Consider the following 21,293-nt stretch of genomic DNA (forward strand, 5'->3'; position numbering starts at 1 on the left):
GGAAACAAAAAATGCCACAGGGGCAGGGTCGAATGGAACCCTTTTCCCTGTGGCAGTTCACAGCAGCCGAAGGTTGGTGAAACAGGTCAGTAGGTCAAATCCAGGCTGAGGCCGATGGTGCGCGGTTGCAGCACCGTCCGGTCGATCTGCACCGGCGCGCCAAGTGCACTGGTGATCAGGTCGGCCGCCGTGGTCGCGTGGGAATTGGTGGCGTTGCGGATATAGAAGCGCAGGGCCACAGTGTCGTTGCCGACGCCGGCGTTCAAATCCAGCACCCCATGCGCCTTGGTCCGCACGAATTCAGGCGAGCTTTCGGGATCGCTGTGCACGGCCCCGGTCCAGCGATAGCCGCCGCCGACATTGGCGGTCCATTCCGCCGCCAGGTCCCATTCATAATCGGCGGTCAGCGCGAAGGAATATTTGGGGATCAGCGGCAACCGGTCGCCATCCTGCGCGCCCACGCCGGGAATGTCGCCCTTGAAGCTGGCGTCGGTATAGGCGCCGTTGGCCCCCAGGCGCCAGCCATCGGCCGGCACGAACACGGTTTCAAACTCCAGCCCCTTGCTCTGCGCCTTGCCGCCATTCTGCAGGAAGGAGACGCCGCCGGTGGACGCGCTGATCTGGATATCCTTCCAGTCGACATAGAAGATCGAGGCATTGGCCTGCAACCGTCCGTCCAGCAGGGTCGATTTCACCCCGGCCTCGTAGCTGACCAGGGTGTCGGCATCGACGCTGGGCGGCACGTTGGGCAGGGCGACGTTGGGGCCGCCGGGCCGGTAGGAACTGGCCACGCGGCCATAGAGCGTCAGGTCCTCATCCACGCGCAAACGCGGGCTGGCCATGAAGGTCAGGACGTTCTCCGACGATGTGCCCGGCACCTCCTGCGCCCCGCCCAGCAGGGCGCCGTCTGAGATCTGGGTGAAATCCTGGCTGTTATGGGCCCAGCGCAGCCCGCCGGTAATGTCGAACCGGTCGGTGATGGCGACGGTGGCATTGCCGAACACTGCCACCTCCTCGTACGTCGTGGGCAGGCTGGCCGTGGCCAGCGGGTCCAGGCCGGGGATGGAGGCGCCACTCATCGTCTGGGCGCTGGCCGCCTGGATGTTGGTGCTGTCCTCCCAGGTATAGAACCCGCCCAGCATCCATTCCAGCCCGCCGCCCGACGGGGAGGCGAGGCGGACTTCCTGGGTGAATTTCTCATGGTCCAGCAGCAGGTCGAAGCGCGACAGGCCGGCCGGCACCGCCCCGCCGGTCAGGGCCGGGAAGGCCACGCCATAGATCTCGCTGGCATCCTGCACCGTGTCCACCTTGGCCGTGGAATAGCTGCTGGCAGAGGTCAGCGCCGCGAAATCCAGGTCCCATTCCAGGGTGGCCGTATAGAGGTCAAGGTCCTTCTCGAACGGCTGGTCCATATGGTACCGGCTGTCCAGCCGGCCATCGATGGGCTGGTCGGTACCCGTGTCATAGGCGACGACGGCATTGTTGCGGCTGTCGGTATTCTGGAACAGGGCCGACAGGCGCACCGTAACCGGTTCCGCCGGCCGCCACAGCAGGGCGACGCGGGCACCCTTCTGCGTGGAGGGGTTGATGCCGTCGGCGCCGGTACGCGCATCGTTGATATAGCCCTGGTTCTTCTGCTTGTAGAGGCTGGCCTGCACCGCCAGCCGGTCATCGACCAGCGGCAGGTTCACCTGTCCGCGTATGCCCCAGTTGGCGGCACCGGTGCCGTCGGTGCCCGACAGGTCGGTGCCCAGGCGGATTTCCGTCTCCTTCAGGTCGGGCTTGCGGGTGACGTATTTCAGCAGGCCGCCCATGGTGCTGGCGCCATAGAGCGTGCCCTGCGGCCCGCGCAGCACCTCCACCTGCTGGATGTCATAGGGGAACAGGTCCAGCGCATAGATGGCGGCGCGGGCGTAATTGGCGCTGGAACCCAGCGGCGTGTCGTCGATATAGGTGCCGACCGTGGCCCCCGGCCCCACGGGGGACACGCCGCGCAGGCTGATCGACACCTGGCCCGGCGTGCCGCCGCTGCTGATGGCCAGGCCCGGCATGTAGGCGGCATAGTCGGCGACACCCGTGGGGCTGGACCGGGCGATGCGTTCCCCGCTCAGCACGGAGACCGATGCCGGCACGGTCTGGAGATTTTCCAGGCGCTTTTGCGCCGTGACGATGATCTCCTCCAGCATCAGCGGTTCGGTACTGGTCTGTCCCGTCGCCGGCAGCAGCGGCAGCACCGACAGCGCGATGCCGGCCAGCAGGCCGGCCCGCATCCGTGGGCGTGGCCCTTCATGCATGAAATCCATTGTAACCGCCTTTCCTGTCCGAGGCTGGGGCCGTTGGCCGGCCCCTTGCGTTGAGGGCGCACGAACCTGTTCCGGCCCACACCCGAGCGGCCGGTTACAGAAGCGCGTTTGATTGATTACCGGAAAATTAAAACAGGGATCGGCAAGGGGGTCAACAAGCATTATTCCGATAAGAAAATTTTGCGACAGATTGCCGATGCCCGCCCGTCATGGCCGCAAGCCCCTGCAACATATTGCGCCCTTTCGCTCCGGATATCAGGGGCCCCCGATCCACGCCCGATCCATCATCCTTAACGATATTCACTATAAGAAAAAAATTTGACATACTCGGCAAGATTACCGACCATGGCGCCCCAAGGGAGGTTTCACATGCAGGAATTCGACATCGCGATCATCGGCGCCGGTATTGGTGGCGCCTCGCTGGCAGCGATGCTGGCCGGCGGGGTACCGGGCCGGCGCATCCTGCTGGCGGAGCGGGAGAGTTTCCCCGGTTACCACACGACGGGGCGGTCCGCGGCGCTATACAGCGTGCTTTACGGCAACAGCACCGTCTGCACGCTGACGGCGGCCAGCCGCGCCTTCTTCATGGATCCGCCGCCGGGCTTTGCCGACCATCCGCTGCTCACACCGCGGGGCGTGCTCTACATCACCGATGATCCGCAATCCGACGCCGTACGGGAAATCCGGGAGTCCGCCATCCGCACCGGTGCGACCGCCCTGGAGATGTCGCCGCGGGCCGCCCTGGACATGGTGCCCATCCTGCATCCCGGCCCGCTGCGCGGGGCGCTGTGGGAAGCGGACGCCATGGACATGGATGTGCATGCCATCCACCAGGGCTTCCTGCGCCGGGCCAAGGCCGGCGGGGTGGAATTGCGCACCGACGCGGCGTTGACGGGTGCCGGCTGGGACGGTTCCGCCTGGACGCTGTCCTTCGCCGATGGGCCGGTACGGGCGAAGAAGCTGGTCAATGCCGCCGGCGCCTGGGCGGATGAGCTGGCGCGGATGGCCGGCGTGCCCACGGTCGGGCTGATGCCGCTGCGCCGTACGGCCATGATGCTGGACCCGCCGCCCGGCTTCGACATCCATCGCTGGCCGGCGGTCATCGATGCCGGCGGCAGCTTCTATTTCAAGCCCGACGCCGGCATGATCCTGGCCTCGCCCGCCGATGAGACGCCGTCGCCGCCGTGCGACGCCCAGGCGGACGAGATGGACATCGCCATCTGCGTCGACCGGGTGCAGGCATCCGCCGACCTGCCCGTGCGCCGCGTATCGCGCAGCTGGGCCGGCCTGCGCAGCTTCGTTGCCGACCGCAGCCCCGTGGTGGGCGCGCCCGCCAGCCACCCGTCCTTCTTCTGGTTCGCGGCCCAGGGCGGCTATGGCATCCAGATGGCGCCGGCCCTGGCGCGGGTGGGGGCCAGCCTGCTGGACCATGGCGTGCTGCCCGCCGACATCGCCGATGCCGGGGTATCGGTGGCCGACCTGTCGCCCGACCGCTGCAAGGGGGAATGACAAGATGCGCATGTTCATGGCGGCCCTGGTCACGGAGACCAACAGCTTCGCGCCGATGCCCACCGGCCTGGGCAGTTTCCAGGAATATGGCATCTTCCACGGCGATGCCTCCACCAGCCCGCAGATCAACGAGGGCGGGCCCTTGCTGCGCATCTGGCGCCGCCGGGCCGAAGCCGCCGGGATCGAGGTCGCCGAAGGGCTGTGCGCCTTCGCCCAGCCGGCGGGCCGCACCCTTGCCCCCGTGTGGGAGGATTTCAGGGCGGAATTGCTGGACGGTCTGGCCCAGGCCGGGCCGGTGGACATGGTCCTGCTGCTGCTGCACGGCGCCATGATGGCCGTGGGCCAGGATGATTGCGAGGGCGCGCTGCTAGCCGCCATCCGGGCGCAGGTGGGGCCGGACGTGGTGATCGGGGTGGAACTGGACCCGCATTGCCACCTGTCGCCCGCCATGCTGGACAGCGCCGACGTGCTGATCGCCATGAAGGAATATCCCCATACCGACGGGCTGGAGCGGGCGGACGAGCTGTTCGACCTGTGCCTGCGCGCGGCCAGGCGGGAAATAAGGCCGGTCATGCGCGATTTCGACTGCCGCATGATCACGCTCTATCCGACCACGGTGGAGCCCATGCTGTCCTTCGTGCGCGACATGCAGACGGCGCAGCGGCAGGACGGCATCCTGTCCGTCTCGCTCGCCCATGGTTTCCCCTGGGGCGACACGCCCTGGACGGGGACGCGCGTCTGGGCGGTGACCGATGGCGATGCCGGCAAGGCGGCCTTCGTGGCCCGCACCTTCGGCGAACGGCTTTATCGCGAGCGGGAGGCGTTGCGTCCCGCCGCCATCGGGCTGGACACGGCATTGGAAAAGATTCTGGCCGCACCCAGGGTGCCGGGCCGGCCGGCGGTGATCGCCGATGTGGCCGACAATCCCGGCGGCGGGGCGCCGGGCGACAGCACCTTCATCCTGCGCCGCCTGCTGGACCGGGGCATCGGCAATGCCGCCATCGGCTGTTTCTGGGACCTGGGGGCCATCAATATCTGCGTCAATGCCGGCATCGGTTCGCATTTCGACCTGCGGCTGGGCGGCAAGTGCGGGCCGGCATCGGGCGATCCCGTCGACCTGCCCGTCACCGTGCGCAACATCCTGCCGGCCCATACCCAGATGGGGCTGGACGGGGAACCGACATCGCTGGGCCTGTCGGTCTGGCTGGAGGGGCCGGGCGGATTGCAGATCGTGCTGGCCAGCCAGCGCAGCCAGGTGTTCCAGCCCGACGTCTTCACCGGCCTGGGCATCGACCTCTCGGGCCTGGACCTGATCGTGGTGAAATCGACCCAGCATTTCCATGCCGGCTTCGCGCCGCTGGCGTCCAGCATCCATTACGTATCGACGCCGGGCGCCATCGCGCCGGCATTCGCCACCATCCCCTATCGCACGCGCGCGCTGGATTTCTGGCCGCGCGTGGCCGATCCGTTGGGCCTGGACGCCTGACGGCCTTTGTTGCTCCTAGCTGACAACTGGCCCCGGACGGTCCGCCGCCCGGGGCCTTTTTCTATCAGCGCCGCAAAGCCACCGCATCGATCTCCACTTTGGCCCCCGGCAGCATCAGGTCGCTGCGTACGGTGGACCGGGCCGGGCGGTGGTCGCCGAGCGCCTTGGCATAGGCGGCATTGAAGGCGGGGAAATCGGCGGTGTCGGTCAGCCAGACGCTGGTCTTGACGATATCGGACAGGCCCAGCCCATGGGCCTTCAGCACACGTTCCAGATTGGCCAGTACCTGTGCCGTCTGCACCGACACATCATCGGGCGCCACGATGGCGCCATCCGGCCCGAAGGCCAGCTGGCCCGACAGGAACAGCAGGTCACCGGCGGCAACGGCAGGGGACAGGGCAGGGGCGACGGACATGATGAAAGCTCCTCATATGATGAAAAACCCCCGGACAGCGGGGCGCCGGCCGGGGGTGGGGAAGGGGAAAAGACAGCTTAATAGTCGAGCTTCAGGCTCAGCAGGTGGAAGGTCTCCACCACCCACAGCACATAGAGGAAGACCAGCACCATCAGGCTGGCGCGGATGCGGGCCCACCAGCCGGCATTGCGATCGGTCCACAGCTTCCAGGCACGCCAGCCGGCCGGGAACACGCCCAGCACGCCCAGCAGGCCCGCCAGCTGCAACAGCCGCAGCACCAGGTCCAGCTCGCCGAACATCAGCGGATCGATGGCCGTTGCCATGACGGTTGCGAATCCGCCCAGGCAGATCAGCGACGCCAGGGCTGCCCCGCGCACCAGCCGGTCGGCCAGCAGGTCGCGGCCGGTCAGCGGATGGGCCACGCCATAGCGGCGGCGGACCAATGCTGCCACCGGCCACCACAGCACGGCGAACAGGGCCAGCGTCAGGGTGAGGCCCAGGGCCGGCAGGTTCCAGCCCTTGTTGATGCCGGCCGGCACCGGCTGGGCGATGAAGATGGCGGGGTAATCGTCGGTGGTGATGGCGGTGACCTTGCCCGAGGCGTCGGTCTTCGTATGCATCAGGCTGTCGGTGCCCGGCTCCTGCCAGCGGTCGGGGGCCACCTCGCGCCAGCGCTTGGGCTTGCCGGCATAATCGCGGAACATGCTGAAGGTGACGGTGCCATCGTCGTTGGTGACCAGATCGCCCTGGCCGACCAGGTTGATCAGGCTGACCAGGGTACCTTCCGCCCGGCGCGACATGTAATAGGTGCCGCCCACCGGCACGGCGCGCTTGATGGGGGCGGCGGCCACGGCCGGTTCCGCCGGCTTGGTCTTGGGCGGGAAATAGCGGTCGGCGATCATGCGGTGCAGCTGGTCGCGGATCGGCCCGCGCGAGACATCGTCGCCCGTGCTGTTGAAGGAGATATAGAGGCCGACCCCCTCATCCAGCCACATGGCCAGGTCGCTGTGGAACAGGGTGGTGTCGCCGCCATGGCCCATGATGCGGTAGCCATTGCGGTTCTGTTCATAGAAGCCCAGGCCCATGGCCAGTTCCTGGCCGGGCAGGGGGCGGTATTGCGGCTTCCACATCTGGGCCAGGCTTTCCGGCGTCAGGATGCGGCCGTTGGGGGCCTCGCCCTTGTTCAGCAGGGCGATCATGAACCGGCCCATATCGGCGCCGCTGGCCGACAGCGAGCCGGCCGGCGCATGGTTCACCACCTCGAATGCCTGCGCCTTGTCGCGCGACGAGCCATAGCCCTTGGACATTAGCGGCGCCAGATGGGGCGGCAGCGGCTGGGCCATGCTGGAATGTTTCATGCCGGCCGGGGCCAGGATGTGCTTGTCGATATAATCTTCGAACTTCTCGCCGCTGACCCGCTGCACGATCAGGCCAGCCAGCGCCGTGGCATAGTTGGAATATGCGGGCACCGTACCCGGCTTGAAGGCGCGTTCCGGTATCCAGCGGGCCAGCAGCGCCTCAAGCTCCAGCGGATGGTCCTGGCCGCGCACGATCAGGTCGCGCACCGTTTCGGCGAACCCGGCCGTATGCGTCATGACATGGCGCATGGTGATGGGTTCGGGCCAGGTATTGGGAATCTTGAAGCCCAGATACTTGTTGATGTCGGTGTCCAGGTCGATGCGGCCCGCCTCTACCTGCTGCATCACCGCGATCCAGGTGAACAGCTTGGAGATGGAACCCGGCCGGAACAGGTGCTTTTCGGGATCCACCGGCTCGTTCGTTTCCCGGTCGGCAACACCGTAGCCCTTGGTGAACAGGATCTGCCCGTCCTTGACCACGGTGACGACGGCCCCGGCAATGTCGCCGCGCTGCAGGGCATAGGGCAGGAAACCGTCGACCAGCAGTTCCACATCCGCCTTGGTCAAGGCGGCGGGGGCGGCGGCCTCCACCGCGGTCGGCCCGGCGGGCGGCGGGGGCGGTGACAAGGGGTCCTGGGCCAGGACGGGGGTGGGGGACAGCAAGGTGGCGGCCAGAAGGGGTACCAGCAGGCGTTTACGGTGTGTCATGGATCGATCCCTGTTCAGAAGGTTGTCTTTGCTTTTATGAAGCTGCATTCGCAGCCCCTCAGGCGCCGGGCGGGCGCATCCGCGCCCTTGGCTTCCGCGCACATGTGTGCGCGGGCGCTCAACGCGCCAACCAGACTGCGATGAGTTCCACTCATCGCAGTCTGGTAATTGGTTCAAGATTGCGCCGCACCCGCCAGCCTCTGGCGGACGCGGGCGTAATGGGGCAGCGACCGCCACATGGCCAGGGCCGACAGGGCCAGCAGCGGAATGCCGGTGACGCTGATCGACAGGCCCACGGATAGCGGGTCGGCGAAGACATGGTCGGTGGTGACGGCCACCAGCGTCGGCCCCAGCCCCAGCCCGAAGGCCGTATAGGCGAAGGCCTGCACGGCCGTGGTCATGCCGCGCAGCTCCGACGGCACCAGATCCAGGATGGCGGCGATGCCGACCCCGGCCCCGATGGCCAGCAGGAACGCATAGGCCGTGAACAAGGCCAGCGATGCCGTGACGCCCGGCATCACCGCGAACAGCAGGCAAGGCACGCCCGCCGTGACGGCGGTGGCCGCCACCAGCGGCTTGCTGGTGCTGTATCCGCGTGCCTCCAGGAAATCAGCCAGCAGCCCGCCCACGATGGTGCCCAGCCCGGCCACCCCGATCAGGATGGACCCCAAGGCCGTGCCCGTCTCCGCCGGGGTGAAGCCATGGACGCGCATCAGCAGCGACGGCGTCCAGCTGTTGGCCCCGTAATCCACGATCTGGGTCAGCGTCAGCCCGCCCAGCAGCAGGCCGAAGGCCGCCCGGTTCTCCACCAGATAGCGGCGCAGCGTGTCCAGCCCCGGCTTGACGTCGCCGCCCAGGCTTTCGCGGCGTTCCGGCTCGCGGATGGTGGCGACCAGCAGGGCCAGCACCACGCCCGCCAGCCCCAGGGTCAGCAGCACGGCGCGCCAGGGCTCCACATTCGCTGCCTGGGCCAGGCCGGACAGCGAACCATGGCTGAACGTGTCGATCAGGATGCCGCCGACCAGGGTGGCCATCCCGGCCCCCATGACCATGCCGCCGATGAAGATGGCCACCGCCGTGCCGCGCCGGTGCGGCGGGAACAGGTCGGGCACCATGGACAGCACGGCCGGGGCCAGGGCCGCCTCGCCGATGCCCACCAGGATGCGGGCGCCGAACAGCTGGCCATAGGATTGGGCCAGGCCGCACAGGGCGGTGGCCAGGCTCCACAGGCCGATACCGGCCAGGATCAGGTTGCGCCGCCCGTGCCGGTCGGCATGCCTGCCCATGGGCAGGCCGGCGAAGGCATAGATGATGGCGAAAGCGGCACCCTGGAGGAAACTGACTTGGGTGTCGGTGATCGCCATCTCCGCCCGGATCGGGGCGACCAGAAGGTTCAGGATCAGGCGGTCGGTATAGGATAGGACGGCCGCCAGCGCGAAAATGACGATGGCGTACCAGGCGCGGGCATCGGCTTCCCGCTTCAAACCCGGATCGGGCGGTGAGGATTGGTTCATCCCGGCTCTCCCTGCATTTATTTTCTTATACGAAAATTTTTTATGAAAAGATAGGGTCAGTTTCCGGGTTTGCAGGAGAGCCGATCGGACTTCGATGCCCGCGACGCCGGATCGCCGTCGCGGCATGGACCGCCGGCGACGCGATATTTTCCGATCATGAAAATCCGATGATCAAGGCAGGGAAGGGGCGTGCACGCGGATGGCGGCACTGGCCCGCTGGCCGGTTGCGTCCATCACCGTCAGGCGGGAGAAGCCGGCGCCGGCCGGGCGCCAGAAGCGGCTGTCGTCGGGCAGGGGCAGGTTGTCGGCCACCCAGCGATAGGGTGGGCGCCCGCCGGCCACCGACAAGGAAACGCCATCGGCCAGCGCCTCTACCTCCGCCCCGTCGGGCGGGAACAGGATGCGCAGCCGTTCCGTCCGCACGGCCACCGGCCCGCCCGCATCCAAGCGGGCCAGTCCCGGCGGCGGGCTTGCCCGCAAGAGCGCATGGTCGGGCTCGGGCGCCGGTTTGCCCGGCCCATCGGCCGGCAGCAGGTCAAAGACGCGGAACAATAGCGGTGCCGCCGCCAGCCGCCCGGCGGCACCCGGCCGCGGCGCGCCATCGGCCCGGCCGACCCAGACGGCCACCGTATAGTCGGTGGAGACACCCACGGTCCAGGCATCGCGGAAGCCGAAGGAGGTACCGGTCTTGAACGCTACGCGCCGCCGCCCGGCAATGCCCTGTCCACCGGCCAGCCCGTCCGGCAGGGGACTGTCGCGCAAAACGCCCAGCACCGCCCGTGCCGCCGCCGCCCCCACCAGCCTTCCCTTGGCATCCGGCGCCGGCTGATCGATCCGGTACCGCAACGGCTTCGCCATGCCGTCATCGCCCAGTGCCGCATAGAGCATGGCCAGATCGGTCAGTCTTGTGCCCGCCCCGCCCAGCGCCAGGGGCAATCCTGGTTCCGCCGCTGGCGGCAACAGCAATTCCGCCCCCGAAATGGTCAGCAGCGCCGCCAGCCGCGCCGGCCCCACCCGTTCCAGCACCCGCACGGCGGGGATGTTGAGGGAACGCTGCAACGCTTCGCGCGCCGTCACCACGCCGTGGAAGCCGTCATCGAAATTGCGCGGCAGCCAGTCGCCGAAACGCTGTGGCGCATCATCGATCAGGGTGCCGGGATGCAGCGACAAATCGTCGAAGGCCAGGGCATAGATGAAGGGCTTCAGCGCCGATCCCGGCGAGCGCACGGCGCGGGACAGGTCCAGCTGCCGCCGTGTCCAGTCACCACTGCCCAGATGCGCCAGCACGCGGCGGTCGTCATTGGCCAGGACCAGCACGGCCATGTCCGCGCCCGGTTCCAGCCGCGCCAGTTCCGCCCGGCCCAGCCCTTCCAGGGCGCGTTGCAGGTCGGCGCGCACGCCAGTTCGGATCACCGTACCCGGTCCGGCATTGGCCGCCAGCCGTTCGGCCAGATGCGGGGCCAGCATGGGCAAAGGCAGCATGGAGGCCGGTAGCGGTTCGTCGCGCGCCGCCGCGGCCACGTCGGGCGCGATCAGGCCGGCGGTGACGACCCGGTCCAGCACCTTGGCGCGTGCGGCCTTGGCCGCTGCTGGAAACCGGTCGGGCCGCAGCCGTTCGGGCGATTGCGGCAGGGCCACCAGCAGGGCGGCCTGCGCCGGGGTCAGCCGTTCCGGTTCCCGCCCGAACCAGGCCAAGGATGCCGCCCGCACCCCCTCCAGCGGGCCGCCGAAGGGGGCAAGCGTCATGTAGAGCGACAGGGTGCCGTCGGCGCCCAGCCGGCGGCGCAGCTGTACCGCCCGCGCCGCCTCCGTCAGTTTGGCGGAAAAGGTGCGCGGCTGCGGCGACAGCAGGCGGGCCGCCTGCATGGACAGGGTGGAGGCGCCGGAGATGACACGGCCATGGCTGGCCGCCTGTCCGGCCGCGCGCAGGATGGAAAGCGGATCGACGCCCGGATGCCAGGCATGGCGCCGGTCCTCCACCGCCAGCAGCATGGCGCGGTAGAGCGGATCGACGCGGGCCTGATCGGTAGCCAGCCGCCATGCCCCCTCCGCCGTGGGAAAGGCGCGCAGCAGGCGGCCGTCGCCATCCAGCACCTCCGCCGACCGCCCGTCCCGGCGCGTCATGTCGGGCGGCAGCGACAGGTCGGCGATAGCCGCCAGCCCGGCCAGCAGTGCCAGGGCGGCACCGGCGGTTAGCAGGCGGTGACGCCTGTTCACTGGGCGATCTCCAGCCGGCCCATGCCCGTCCGCGCCTTCACCTTGGGCACGTACATATGCTCCGCCACCGCGGCGGGCAGGGCGAAGGACCCCGGTGTCACCGCCCGCACGGCATAGGCGACGCGGAAACCCCATTGCTTGTCCAGGTCGAAACCGGCCGGGCCGCGCATGGCGGTGGTGTCACCCTCCAGATCGGCGGGCAGGCTGAGTGCCGCCACGAACCGGTCGTCACGTCCTTCCGCGATATTGGTGTCCGACAGCGTGCCCAGCCAGCGATAGCCGGCCCCGCCCGCCTTCACCACCCCCTCAACCTCCAGCCCGGCGGGCAGCAGGTCCAGGATGGCGTAATCGCCCGGGGTGTTGCCCTCGTCGGCATTGCCCTCCACCACCACGATGACGCGGTCATTCTGCTTGACCTTGGCGGGGTCCAGCGGCGTGCCGTCGGGGCTGTAGAAGGATTTGCGCAGGACGATGCCGCTCTGCGACGCCGGTACCGGTTCCACCGGCACGCCTTCCACCGACAGGGTGCGGTAAAGCCCCGTCTCCCCCTGGTTGGCCAGGGCCAGCCCGGCGCGCAGCCGGTCCAGCGGCACGGGCACCGACACCGGGTCGCCATTGCCCAGCGGCTTGCCATCCACGGTCACGGACAGTTTCGCCGCCTTGGGCGCCAGTGAGGCGGCGGCGCGCAGCATCCACGCCTTCTCCTGGGTATTCGTCTCCTCCGCGCGGGCATCCAGCAGATGCGCGGTTTCCAGCAGCCCCGGCACCGACGCCCCGCGCCCGCCGGCCGCCATCAGCCCGGCGATGGCATAGGTGTCGCGCAAGCGGCTGCCGTAATTGTCGGTTCGCACCGGCACGCGGGGCAGCTTGCCCGTGCGCCGCGCCACGTCGCGCTCGAACGCGTCGTCCGCCTCCTTCGCCGTCCATTCGGCCAGGTTGCGCCGCGCCCGGTCGAAGGCCTGGCCTGCACGGGCCCGTTCGCCCACGGCATCCAATGCTGCCGCCAGATGGGCGGCGGCCAGCGCCTGTTCCGGCATGCCATTGTCATTGAAATAGCGCAGGTCGCCGGTATTGGCCTGCCCCTTGCGGGCCAGGATCCAGGTGGCATAGGCCCGCACCGTGGCCGGGTAGGAGCGGGTGGTGGCATCGGTCAGCCATTGCCGGCCCAGCAGCAACGCATCGACCGGCACCACGAAGCCCTGGCCCGAGGCCAGATCCAGGAAATCCAGGGCGAAGACCGAAATCCAGGGGTCGGCGGCACTGCCATACTGGCCCCACATGCGGAACCCGCCCTCCGGGTCCTGCATGGACAGGATGCGGTCGATAGCGTCCTGCACCCGGTCGGCGATGGCCTTGTCCTGGCGCGTGCCGGCCATCAGGGCCAGGTCGTTGAACCAGAGCAGTGGCATGGCCCGGCTGACCGTCTGTTCCAGGCAGCCGAACGGGTAGCGGTCCAGCCAGCGCAGCATGCCTGGCACGTCCAGCCCCTGCCAGCGCGACACGGACAGGGCCACGCTTTCCGTCCCCGGCACCAGCCCGTCCAGCAGGCTGGCGGGCAGGGTGACATGCTCCCCCGGTGCCAATGTGGCCACCATCTCCCGCGTCACCGGCAACTGCGGCGGGCGCACCTGGATGGGCCAGGACCGTTCCACCTGGAACCCGTCCGGGCCTGAGACCGCCATGGTGACGGTGCCGATCCCGGCCTGCGTCCCGTCCAGCGGCACGGTGAAGACCTGCCGTTCGCCGGCCGCCAGATTGATGCTGCTTTCGGCCTGCCCGCCCGCCACCGGTCCCTTGGCCGCGACGGACAGGCGGTAGGCGCCGGCCGGCCCTTCCACATTATGCAGCAGCACCGTAGCCCTTCCCTTGTCCGACGGGGACAGGAAGCGCGGCAGGATCAGTTCCGCCACCACCGGATCACGCACCGTCAGGCGGCGTTCGGCCGATCCCAGCTTGTCGGCATCCCAGGCCACGGCCATCAGGCGCAGTTCGCCCTGGAAATCCGGGATGTCCAGATCGATGGTCGCCTTGCCTGCCCCGTCCAGCGCCACGATGCCGGAGAACAGGGCCACGGTGCGCGTCGGCACCACGTCCAGCCCGCGCCCGCCGAACCCGTCGCCGCCCTGGTCGTCGCCCTGGGCCTGTGCCCGGATCAGGCGGCCGTAATCGTCGCGCATGGCGACACCCAGCTGCCGCTTGGCCAGGAAGTAATCCTGCGGCTTGGGCGTGGGGAAGCGGGTCAGTTGCAGGATGCCCTGGTCCACGGCGGCCAGGGTGACATGGGCCTGTTTACCGGCCCCCGTCACGCTGACCGGCACCTGGATCCTCTGACGTGGCAGCACCCGGTCGGGTGCGGTGATCGCCACGTCCAGCGTGCGCCGTGCCGCGTCCAGGCCCAGCCAGGCCACGCCCACGGCCCGCACCGGCGCATGGCCCAGCTGCGGCGTCAGCGGCCGGTAGAGCGTGACCAGCGCATAGGCACCCGGCCCCCAATCGGCACCCACCTTGATCTCCACATCCGCGCCGCCGGCCGGCACGGCGATGGACCGCGTCTCATGCACCGTCTCGTTGGCGATGACCACCAGCGCCTCGCCCGCCGCCTCGCTTTCGATGCGCAGGCGGGCGGTGTCGCCGGGCTTGTAGCCGGCGCGGTCGGCGGCCAGCTTCAGCCGGTCGGGACGGTCGGGCCCGCTCTCCCCGTACCAGCCGCTGGAGAAGGCCACGGAGGTCGCGGCCGGCCCGGCCGCATCGGCCACCACCAGCCGGTATCCGCCCCAGCTCACCGCCTGGGACAGGGTGGCGGGCTTGTCGGCCGTGATGTCCAGCGTGCCGCTGGCCATCACCTTCTCCCGCGGTACCCGCTGGTATTTCCAGGACCCGCCGCTGCGGAACCATTGCCAGGTGGAGGTATCCTTGACCAGGCGCCAGGACAGGCCCTTCACGGCGACCGGATTGCCATCGGCATCCACGGCGATCACCTCGAACCCCGCCTTGGCGCCCTCCGGCACCGCGTCCTGGAATTGCGGGCGGATGCCGATGGAGAGGGGCGTCACCGGCACGGGCACATAGACATGTTCCGCCGTGGCCCGCCCGCCCGGTTCGCGGATGGCGACATGGATGTCGGCGCGCAGCGGCCGCGTGCCCGGCACCTGGGCCGGGACGGTGCCGGTGACCTGGGTCTTGCCGGCCTCGTCGGTGTCGGCGACGGTCAGTTCCACCGGCTCCACATCGAAGCTTTCCGCCGGCACGCCCCATTGGAAGCCCTTGTGCTTGGGGAACGGTGCCGGGTCGGGCTCCAGCGTCAGGGTCGCTTCACCCGCCAGGGCCGCACCGGGCGCGCCATAGAGGAAGCGGGCATTGACGTCGAGCGACAGCTCACCGCCGGGCGACAGGCGCGTGGGCTTGTTGTCGATGGCGACTTCCAGCCGCTGCGGCACGAAATCCTGCACCTGGAAACGCACCGACCCGATGGCGGGGCCTTCCGGGTCGGCATGTGCGGCCGCTTCCCACTGGCCGCGATTGGCGCTGGCCGGCAGGGTGATGGACAGGTGTCCGGCCCCGCCGCCGGTATCGGCCAGATCGAAACGCTGATGTTCCTTGCCGTCGGGGCGCAGCAGCTTCACGGTCAGGCGGCGGCCGGGCAGGGCCATGGCCTGCGGGTCGCGCAGCAGGCTGGTCAGTTCCACCGTCTCGCCGGGCCGATAGATGCCGCGTTCGGTATAAAGGAAGGCATCCACCGTGCCGGACGGCCGCCGCCCCTCCACGCCCCGGTCCGACAGGTCGAAGCCGGGCCGGCGCAAATCCAGGAAGTTGAAATCGCCATCGTCGCGATAGGCCATGACCATGACCGGGGCCATGCCGCCCTCGCCGCGCAGCAGCCCGGCATCGAACCGGCCCATGCCCTTGCCGTCGCTTTTCGCCTCGCCCAGCACCTCGTTGTTGCGGGCGATCAGGGTCAGGCGCACGCCCGACAGCGGCTTGGCGCTGGCCAGCGACCGGATGGACAGGGTCAACCCGTCATCGCCGCGAAAGCTGGTCAGGCCCAGGTCGGACTGCACCACCCATTGCCCGGCCTGCGGCCGGTAATCGTCGGAATAATAATAGCTGCCTTCCTCGTCACTGCGCGGCGCGTCGGGGTTGGACGCGACCAGCAGATAGGCGCCGGGCTCCGTCCTGCCCACGGCCTCGGCCAGGGGGAACAGGGTGGTCACCGCGCTGTTGCGCGGTCCCTTCACCTGTATCTCGCCCTGCCAGACCAGGCGACCCTCATCATCCTGCACCTCGCGCGTGGAATAGGGGTAGAAGCTGCGTTCCTCCACGAAATCCTGGCGCATGCGGGCCAGCAGCCGGTCACCGACGCGGTACAGCTTCACGTCCAGCCGGTCGACATTGACACTGGTGATGGGCAGGCCGTCGCCCGTCTCGCGCGGCAGGATGAAGCCCTGGCCGAAGGCCACGGCCGGCGACCGGTCGGACAGGCCCAGGCTGGTGGTCACTGCCTCGTCCAGCTTGCCGGCATTGGCCCCGGCGGGCAGGCCCGACCGCAAGGTCACCTGGTGTTCGGCGCCGAAGGCCAGGCCGGACAGGCACAGCTTCTCCCGCGCCACGCGGAACCCGGCCTTCACCTCGGCCGGCAGCTCGACATAGTCGGCGTAATTGACCGACCCGGTCTCATCCAGCGGCTTGTTGAACACCAGACAGGCTTCCGCCACGGCGCCACCCGCATCGGACGACACGCGGGTGAAGCGGAAGGCCCTGTCATCCGGCAACGGCGGCAGGCTGGTGGCCGTGACCGGCTTGGTGGAGGGGGCCGAGGGGCTGGTGGTCCCTTGTGCGGCAGGGGAGGGGCCGGCGGCCCTGTCCGGCCGCAGCCACAGGGTCGCGGCCAGCCCCCCGGCGGCCAGCACAGCGATGGTGACGGCCGACAGCACGACGCGTTTCGATAACCGCATGATCCCCCCCGGAACGAAAGCGGGTAACAGAGTGCCAATACCATTGCGGCAAAACAACGGTCGCCCGGGGGGTACTCCTTTTCGCCTATCGGTTGTTCGGGCTTGTTCCCTGTGTTTTAAACCACGGTGAAACCGGCCCAGAACGGGTCTTCGCGGTCGATCCAGATGGTATTGAAGCCGGTGGAAACGGCGCTGCCCTGGATGGACGGGATGATGGCCGCCTGTCCGTTCAAATCCGCCAGGGCCTCCACCTTGCCGATGAAACGGCTGCCGATATAGCTTTCATGCATGAAACTGTCGCCCACCGACAGGCGGCCCTTGGCCACCAGATGCGCCAGCCGGGCCGAGGTGCCGGTGCCGCAGGGGCTGCGGTCGATGGCGCGCTCGCCATAGAACACAGCATTGCGCCCGTCCGCCCCGTCGCCCCGCGGTTTGTCCGCCCACAGCACGTGGGAGACGCCGTGGATGCGGGCATCCAGCGGATGCACCGGTTCGATCTTGTCGCGCATCAGGGTACGGATGGTGCGCGACAGTTCCACGATGCGCGCCGCACCCAGATCGTCCAGGCCGGTATAGGGGCCCTGCGGCTCCACGATGGCGTAGTAATTGCCGCCATAGGAGACATCGACCGACAGCGGCCCGAAGTCCGGCACGTCGATGTCGATACCCATGGCCGCGACATAGGCCGGGACATTGCGGATGCGCACCCAGGTGACGCGCTGGCCCTCGGTCCCGTACTCGATATCGATGATGCCGGCCGGCACCTCCACCCGCAGCCGGCCCGGCTCACGCGGCAGGATCAGGCCGTTTTCCAGGCCGAAGGTGATCATGCCGATGGTGCCGTGCCCGCACATGGGCAGGCAGCCGCTGGTTTCGATGAACAGGATGCCGATATCGCTGTCGTCACGGGTGGGCGGATAGAGGAAGCCGCCCGACATCATGTCGTGCCCTCGCGGTTCGAAGCACAGGCCGGTGCGGATCCAGTCGAACCTTTCCAGGAAATCCTGCCGCCGCTCCGCCATGGAATTCCCGCGCAGCAGCGGCGCGCCACCGGCCACCAGCCGGACCGGATTGCCGGCCGTATGGCCGTCGATGCAGAAGAAGGTGTGGCGCATCTTGCAGTTCCCTCAAACGCCGGGCGCCGCCATCCGGCGGCTTGGCTTTACGCGACCACGAGGTCGCGGGCCGGCAGTCGCCGGCCTTCACCGGTCATCACTAGCATGATGACCGGTGGCGTGCTTGCCTCAGATCGGTCGGGTCGCCGCCGCCTTTTCCACCATGGCGGTGACCTGGGCACGGCGTTCGCCGGACAGCGGCAGGCGCGGCAGGCGGACGCGTTCGGACCCGCGGCCCATGATCTGTTCGGCCAGCTTGATCGATTGCACCAGGTCATGCTCCGCATCCAGGTGCAGCAGCGGCATGAACCAGCGATAGATACGCCGCGCCTCCGTGATGTCGCCCTTCTGCAACGCCTTGATCAGGGCCACGGACTCCTGCGGGAACGCGCTGGTCAGGCCCGACACCCAGCCATGGGCGCCCAGGATCATGCCTTCCAGCGCCACATCGTCCAGTCCGGCCATCAGCACATAGCGGTCGCCGAATTCGTTGATCAGGTCGGTGAAGCGACGCGGGTCGGGCGCGCTTTCCTTCACGGCCACGATGTTGGGAATGTCGGCCAGCTTCTTCAGCACGCGCGCGGAGATGGAGACGCGATAGGCGGGCGGGTTGTTGTAGAGCATGATGGGCAGGCTGGTCGCGTCCGCCACGCTCTTGAAATGGGTGTAAAGCTCGTCCTCCGTCGGCACATAGACCATGGCGGGCAGCAGCATCAGCCCGTCCACGCCCAGCGTCTCGGCATCGCGGGCGAAGGTGACGGCGCGCTTGGTGGTCAGTTCCGACACGCCGGTCACCACGGGCACGCGGCCGGCAACGGCAGCGCGGGCGCGGTCCAGGATGGCGCGCTTCTCGTCGGGTTCCAGGGAGTTGTTCTCCCCGCAGGTGCCCAGCAGGATCAACCCGTCCACCCCGTCGCGGATCAGCGCATCCTGCACACCGGCCGTCGCGTCGTAATCGACGGACAGATCCTCGGCGAACTGGGTGGTGGCGGCGGGATAGACGCCCGTCCAGGAAAGCTTGGCCATGAATATCGCTCCAAAGTGGGACCGATAATCGTATACGATATACTCTTGACCTTGGGAAGGGGGATTATTCCTCCAACTGCTCACGCAGATCATCCAGGGTCGCCCGGATATGGTCACGGGTCAGCTGCTCCACCTCCGCCGCATTCCCGGCGGTCCAGGCGGCAAGGATGGCGCGATGTTCCCGTCTAGCCCGGTCTTCGCGACCCTTGGGTTCCAGATGCATGCGGACATAGCGTTCCGACAGGATCAGCAGCCTTGTCAGCAACTGACAGGTGACGGGCCCGGCGGGCCTGATCATTGACAGATGGAACAGCCGATTCTGGGTCACATGGTCGGCCCCGTCCTGGTCCTGTTCCTTTTCCAGTGCTGCCAGCGCGTCGCGCGCCGCCTCATGGTCCGCGGCATTGGCACGGCCTGCCCCGCTGGCCATGGCGCCCGGTTCCAGTTTCAGTCGCAGGTCGAAGACTTCCGTCGCCTCATTCATCGACATGGACCGCACCACATAACCCCGGTTGGGGTAGGAGATCAGCAATCCGTCCTGTTCCAGCCGCCCCAGCGCCTCGCGCAACGGGATCTTGCTGACACCCAGTTCCGTGGCGATGACGTCCTGGCGCACCGGCATGCCGGGTGGGATTATGCCCGACAGGATCTTCCGGCGCATCACTTCATAGGTCTGGTCGGACAGGGTTCTGACGACGATGCTCATGGACAACCATGGTTGGGGGGAACCTGGAGCGGGCCGGTATCACGCATGCCCGTACGCCGTCTACCTTATACAAAACCAGGGCGTGCGGCCATGCGGCTTCGGCATCGGGCTGTTCCGGCATGATTTTCATGTTCGGGCGAAGCGGGCATATGACCTTCGCCTTGACGACAACCATCATCATGGTTGTACTGGCGTCTCCAGGGGAAACCGGGCGGGGGATGGTCATGGAAGGGCTTGCCAAGATTGCCGGCGAGGAACGGGCCGCGGGATTCTGGGGGCCGGACCCGGTGCCGCCGGTCAGGCCGAAGCATCTGGACATCCTGTTCCTGCATCCCAAGACGCTGGTCGACAGCTGGCCCATCCCCGTGGATACGCTGGGGGAGATGGTGAAGATGCCCAGCAGCGTCTATCCCATCCTGGCCTCCTCCATTTCCGACCTGTCCATCGATTATTCGATCTTCGACGGCTATGTCGCGCGGGAGACGTTCGGAGCGTACAAGAACCGCCTGAAAATACCCGATGTCATCTGCATCAGCGTGATGACCTCGCTGAAGGCCATGGACACGGAACTGACCATCCGTCTGGCCCGCGAACTGAACCCCGAGGTCACGATCATCCTGGGTGGCAACCATGCCAGCGCCTGGCCGGAACGCTGGCTGCAATTGGGGGCCGACTACATCGTCATCAAGGAGGGGGAAATCCCCTTCCGCCGCCTGATCCAGCACCTGACCGGCTGGCAGGTGGGCCTGGCCGACGTGCCGAACCTGTGGTGGCTGGACGAGACCGGCAAACCGGTCAAGTCCAAGGCGCAGCTGCCGCTGATTGACATCAACAAGGCGCCGATCCCCGACTGGTCGCGCTTCGATTTCGCGCCCTACGGCATGGGCATGACCGATGGTTTCGGGGCGGCGGTGGAAATCTCCCGCGGCTGCCCGCAGCGCTGCGACTTCTGCAATATCAACAAGTTCTGGGATTACAAGCAGCGCTACAAGTCGGTGGAGCGCGTGCTGGAGGAACTGACGGCACTGCATGCCAAGGGTGTGCGCGAATTCATCTTCACCGACGACAATTTCGGCGGCGACCATCGCCATACACTCAAACTGCTGGAAGGCATGATCGAGCGCGGGCTGGACATGCGCTGGGGCAGCTTCCTGCGCGGCGACACGGTGACCAAGACCAAGGATTTCGAAGTGCTGGCTGCCAAGGCCGGCATGCGCTTCTGCATGATGGGCATCGAAAGCCTGGACCCCGCCTGGCTGAAATCGCACCGCAAGGGCGTGCGTGCGTCCGACGTGGTCGGCATGTATTCGGACGTCTACAAGCGGCTGAACAGCCAGGGCATCTATGTCGTGGGCCTGTTCATCTCCCCGCCGCAGGGGGAAAGCACGGATTTCTCCGGCACCGGGGCCTGTGGTGTGGTCTGCGACTACCATTACTCGGCCAACCTGATCGCCCAGAAGGGCAGCCAGATGTACGAGGATTACCTGGCCCGTGACGCCGTGGGCAAGGACATGTTCTATCACGACTGGAACCTGTCCAGTATCGTGCTGGATGATGGACGGTTGCAGAAGAACCAGAAATCGCTGTGGGACGAGGTGAAGGAGGCCTTCACCGGCTACGGCATCCGCTCCGCGTTCTTCGGCACCCGCTTCGCCCGGCGTTTCCGCTGGCGCCCGATCTTCGTGGTCGGTGAACGCATGCTGTGCACCACGCCCGGTGACGTGAAGCGCTGGCGCCTGGCAAGGGACAAGAGCATCCCCCTGCAGGAACGCCAGGACCGCATCCTGGCGACGGCATTGGGTGACGAGCGGATCAAGGGCCTGGTCAAGCGCCGCTTCTGGATCAGCCCTTTGTCCCTGCGCACCGGCCTCTGGTCGGGCAGGGTGAAGCGGGCTAAGGTTGGTTGAGATCGCCGTAGGTCAGGTCGAGCCGAAGGCGAGCCCTGACGAGCGACGGAGCTGAAAAAAGTCAGGGCTCGCCTTCG

Annotated in this window: 12 protein-coding genes; 3 read left to right on the forward strand and 9 right to left on the reverse strand. The window is 67.8% G+C overall.

All coding sequences use genetic code 11. The features are described from left to right. Positions 1-86 precede the first annotated feature (86 nt). Positions 87-2,303 (reverse strand): TonB-dependent receptor, encoded by a 2,217-nt coding sequence (locus ACM9HJ_RS15205; RefSeq protein WP_416572593.1) that lies wholly within the window; start codon positions 2,301-2,303, stop codon positions 87-89. Between the two features lie 369 nt (positions 2,304-2,672). On the opposite strand from ACM9HJ_RS15205, the gene ACM9HJ_RS15210 reads away from it, so the two are divergent. Continuing rightward, a complete protein-coding gene (locus tag ACM9HJ_RS15210; RefSeq protein WP_416572594.1) occupies positions 2,673-3,812 on the forward strand; it encodes an NAD(P)/FAD-dependent oxidoreductase in 1,140 nt (379 codons plus the stop codon). Between the two features lie 4 nt (positions 3,813-3,816). Next, complete coding sequence (locus ACM9HJ_RS15215; protein ID WP_416572595.1) at positions 3,817-5,298, forward strand: M81 family metallopeptidase; 1,482 nt, start codon at positions 3,817-3,819, stop codon at positions 5,296-5,298. A gap of 64 nt (positions 5,299-5,362) precedes the next feature. On the opposite strand, the gene ACM9HJ_RS15220 is transcribed toward ACM9HJ_RS15215, so the two are convergent. The 8 genes from ACM9HJ_RS15220 to ACM9HJ_RS15255 all read right to left on the reverse strand — a co-directional run bounded on the left by ACM9HJ_RS15220 (position 5,363) and on the right by ACM9HJ_RS15255 (position 19,309). Then, positions 5,363-5,713: a RidA family protein gene (locus ACM9HJ_RS15220; protein WP_416572596.1), complete on the reverse strand. Its 351-nt coding sequence runs from the start codon at positions 5,711-5,713 to the stop codon at positions 5,363-5,365. A gap of 77 nt (positions 5,714-5,790) precedes the next feature. Beyond that, positions 5,791-7,779: a serine hydrolase domain-containing protein gene (locus ACM9HJ_RS15225; protein ID WP_416572597.1), complete on the reverse strand. Its 1,989-nt coding sequence runs from the start codon at positions 7,777-7,779 to the stop codon at positions 5,791-5,793. A 173-nt stretch (positions 7,780-7,952) separates the two neighbouring features. Then, entirely contained in the window at positions 7,953-9,293 is a 1,341-nt protein-coding gene (locus ACM9HJ_RS15230; protein ID WP_416572598.1) for an MFS transporter, read from the reverse strand. A gap of 171 nt (positions 9,294-9,464) precedes the next feature. Further along, positions 9,465-11,510: a penicillin-binding protein 1C gene (gene pbpC / locus ACM9HJ_RS15235; protein WP_416572599.1), complete on the reverse strand. Its 2,046-nt coding sequence runs from the start codon at positions 11,508-11,510 to the stop codon at positions 9,465-9,467. Beyond that, positions 11,507-16,462 (reverse strand): alpha-2-macroglobulin family protein, encoded by a 4,956-nt coding sequence (locus tag ACM9HJ_RS15240; protein WP_416572600.1) that lies wholly within the window; start codon positions 16,460-16,462, stop codon positions 11,507-11,509. The genes pbpC and ACM9HJ_RS15240 overlap by 4 nt, the downstream gene beginning before the upstream one ends. A 116-nt stretch (positions 16,463-16,578) precedes the next feature. Further along, entirely contained in the window at positions 16,579-17,577 is a 999-nt protein-coding gene (locus ACM9HJ_RS15245) for a 4-hydroxyproline epimerase (protein WP_416572601.1), read from the reverse strand. A 129-nt stretch (positions 17,578-17,706) separates the two neighbouring features. After that, entirely contained in the window at positions 17,707-18,603 is an 897-nt protein-coding gene (locus ACM9HJ_RS15250; RefSeq protein WP_416572602.1) for a dihydrodipicolinate synthase family protein, read from the reverse strand. A 64-nt stretch (positions 18,604-18,667) separates the two neighbouring features. Continuing rightward, positions 18,668-19,309 carry a GntR family transcriptional regulator gene (locus ACM9HJ_RS15255; RefSeq protein WP_416572603.1) on the reverse strand — a complete coding sequence of 214 codons (642 nt, stop codon included), beginning with the start codon at positions 19,307-19,309 and terminating at the stop codon, positions 18,668-18,670. 224 nt (positions 19,310-19,533) lie between these two features. On the opposite strand from ACM9HJ_RS15255, the gene ACM9HJ_RS15260 reads away from it, so the two are divergent. Next, positions 19,534-21,216, forward strand: a complete 1,683-nt coding sequence (locus ACM9HJ_RS15260) for a B12-binding domain-containing radical SAM protein (protein WP_416572604.1) — start codon at positions 19,534-19,536, stop codon at positions 21,214-21,216. Positions 21,217-21,293 lie beyond the last annotated feature (77 nt).

Source organism: Niveispirillum sp. KHB5.9 (assembly GCF_048066115.1).
In the GTDB taxonomy this organism is placed as follows: Bacteria; Pseudomonadota; Alphaproteobacteria; order Azospirillales; family Azospirillaceae; genus Niveispirillum.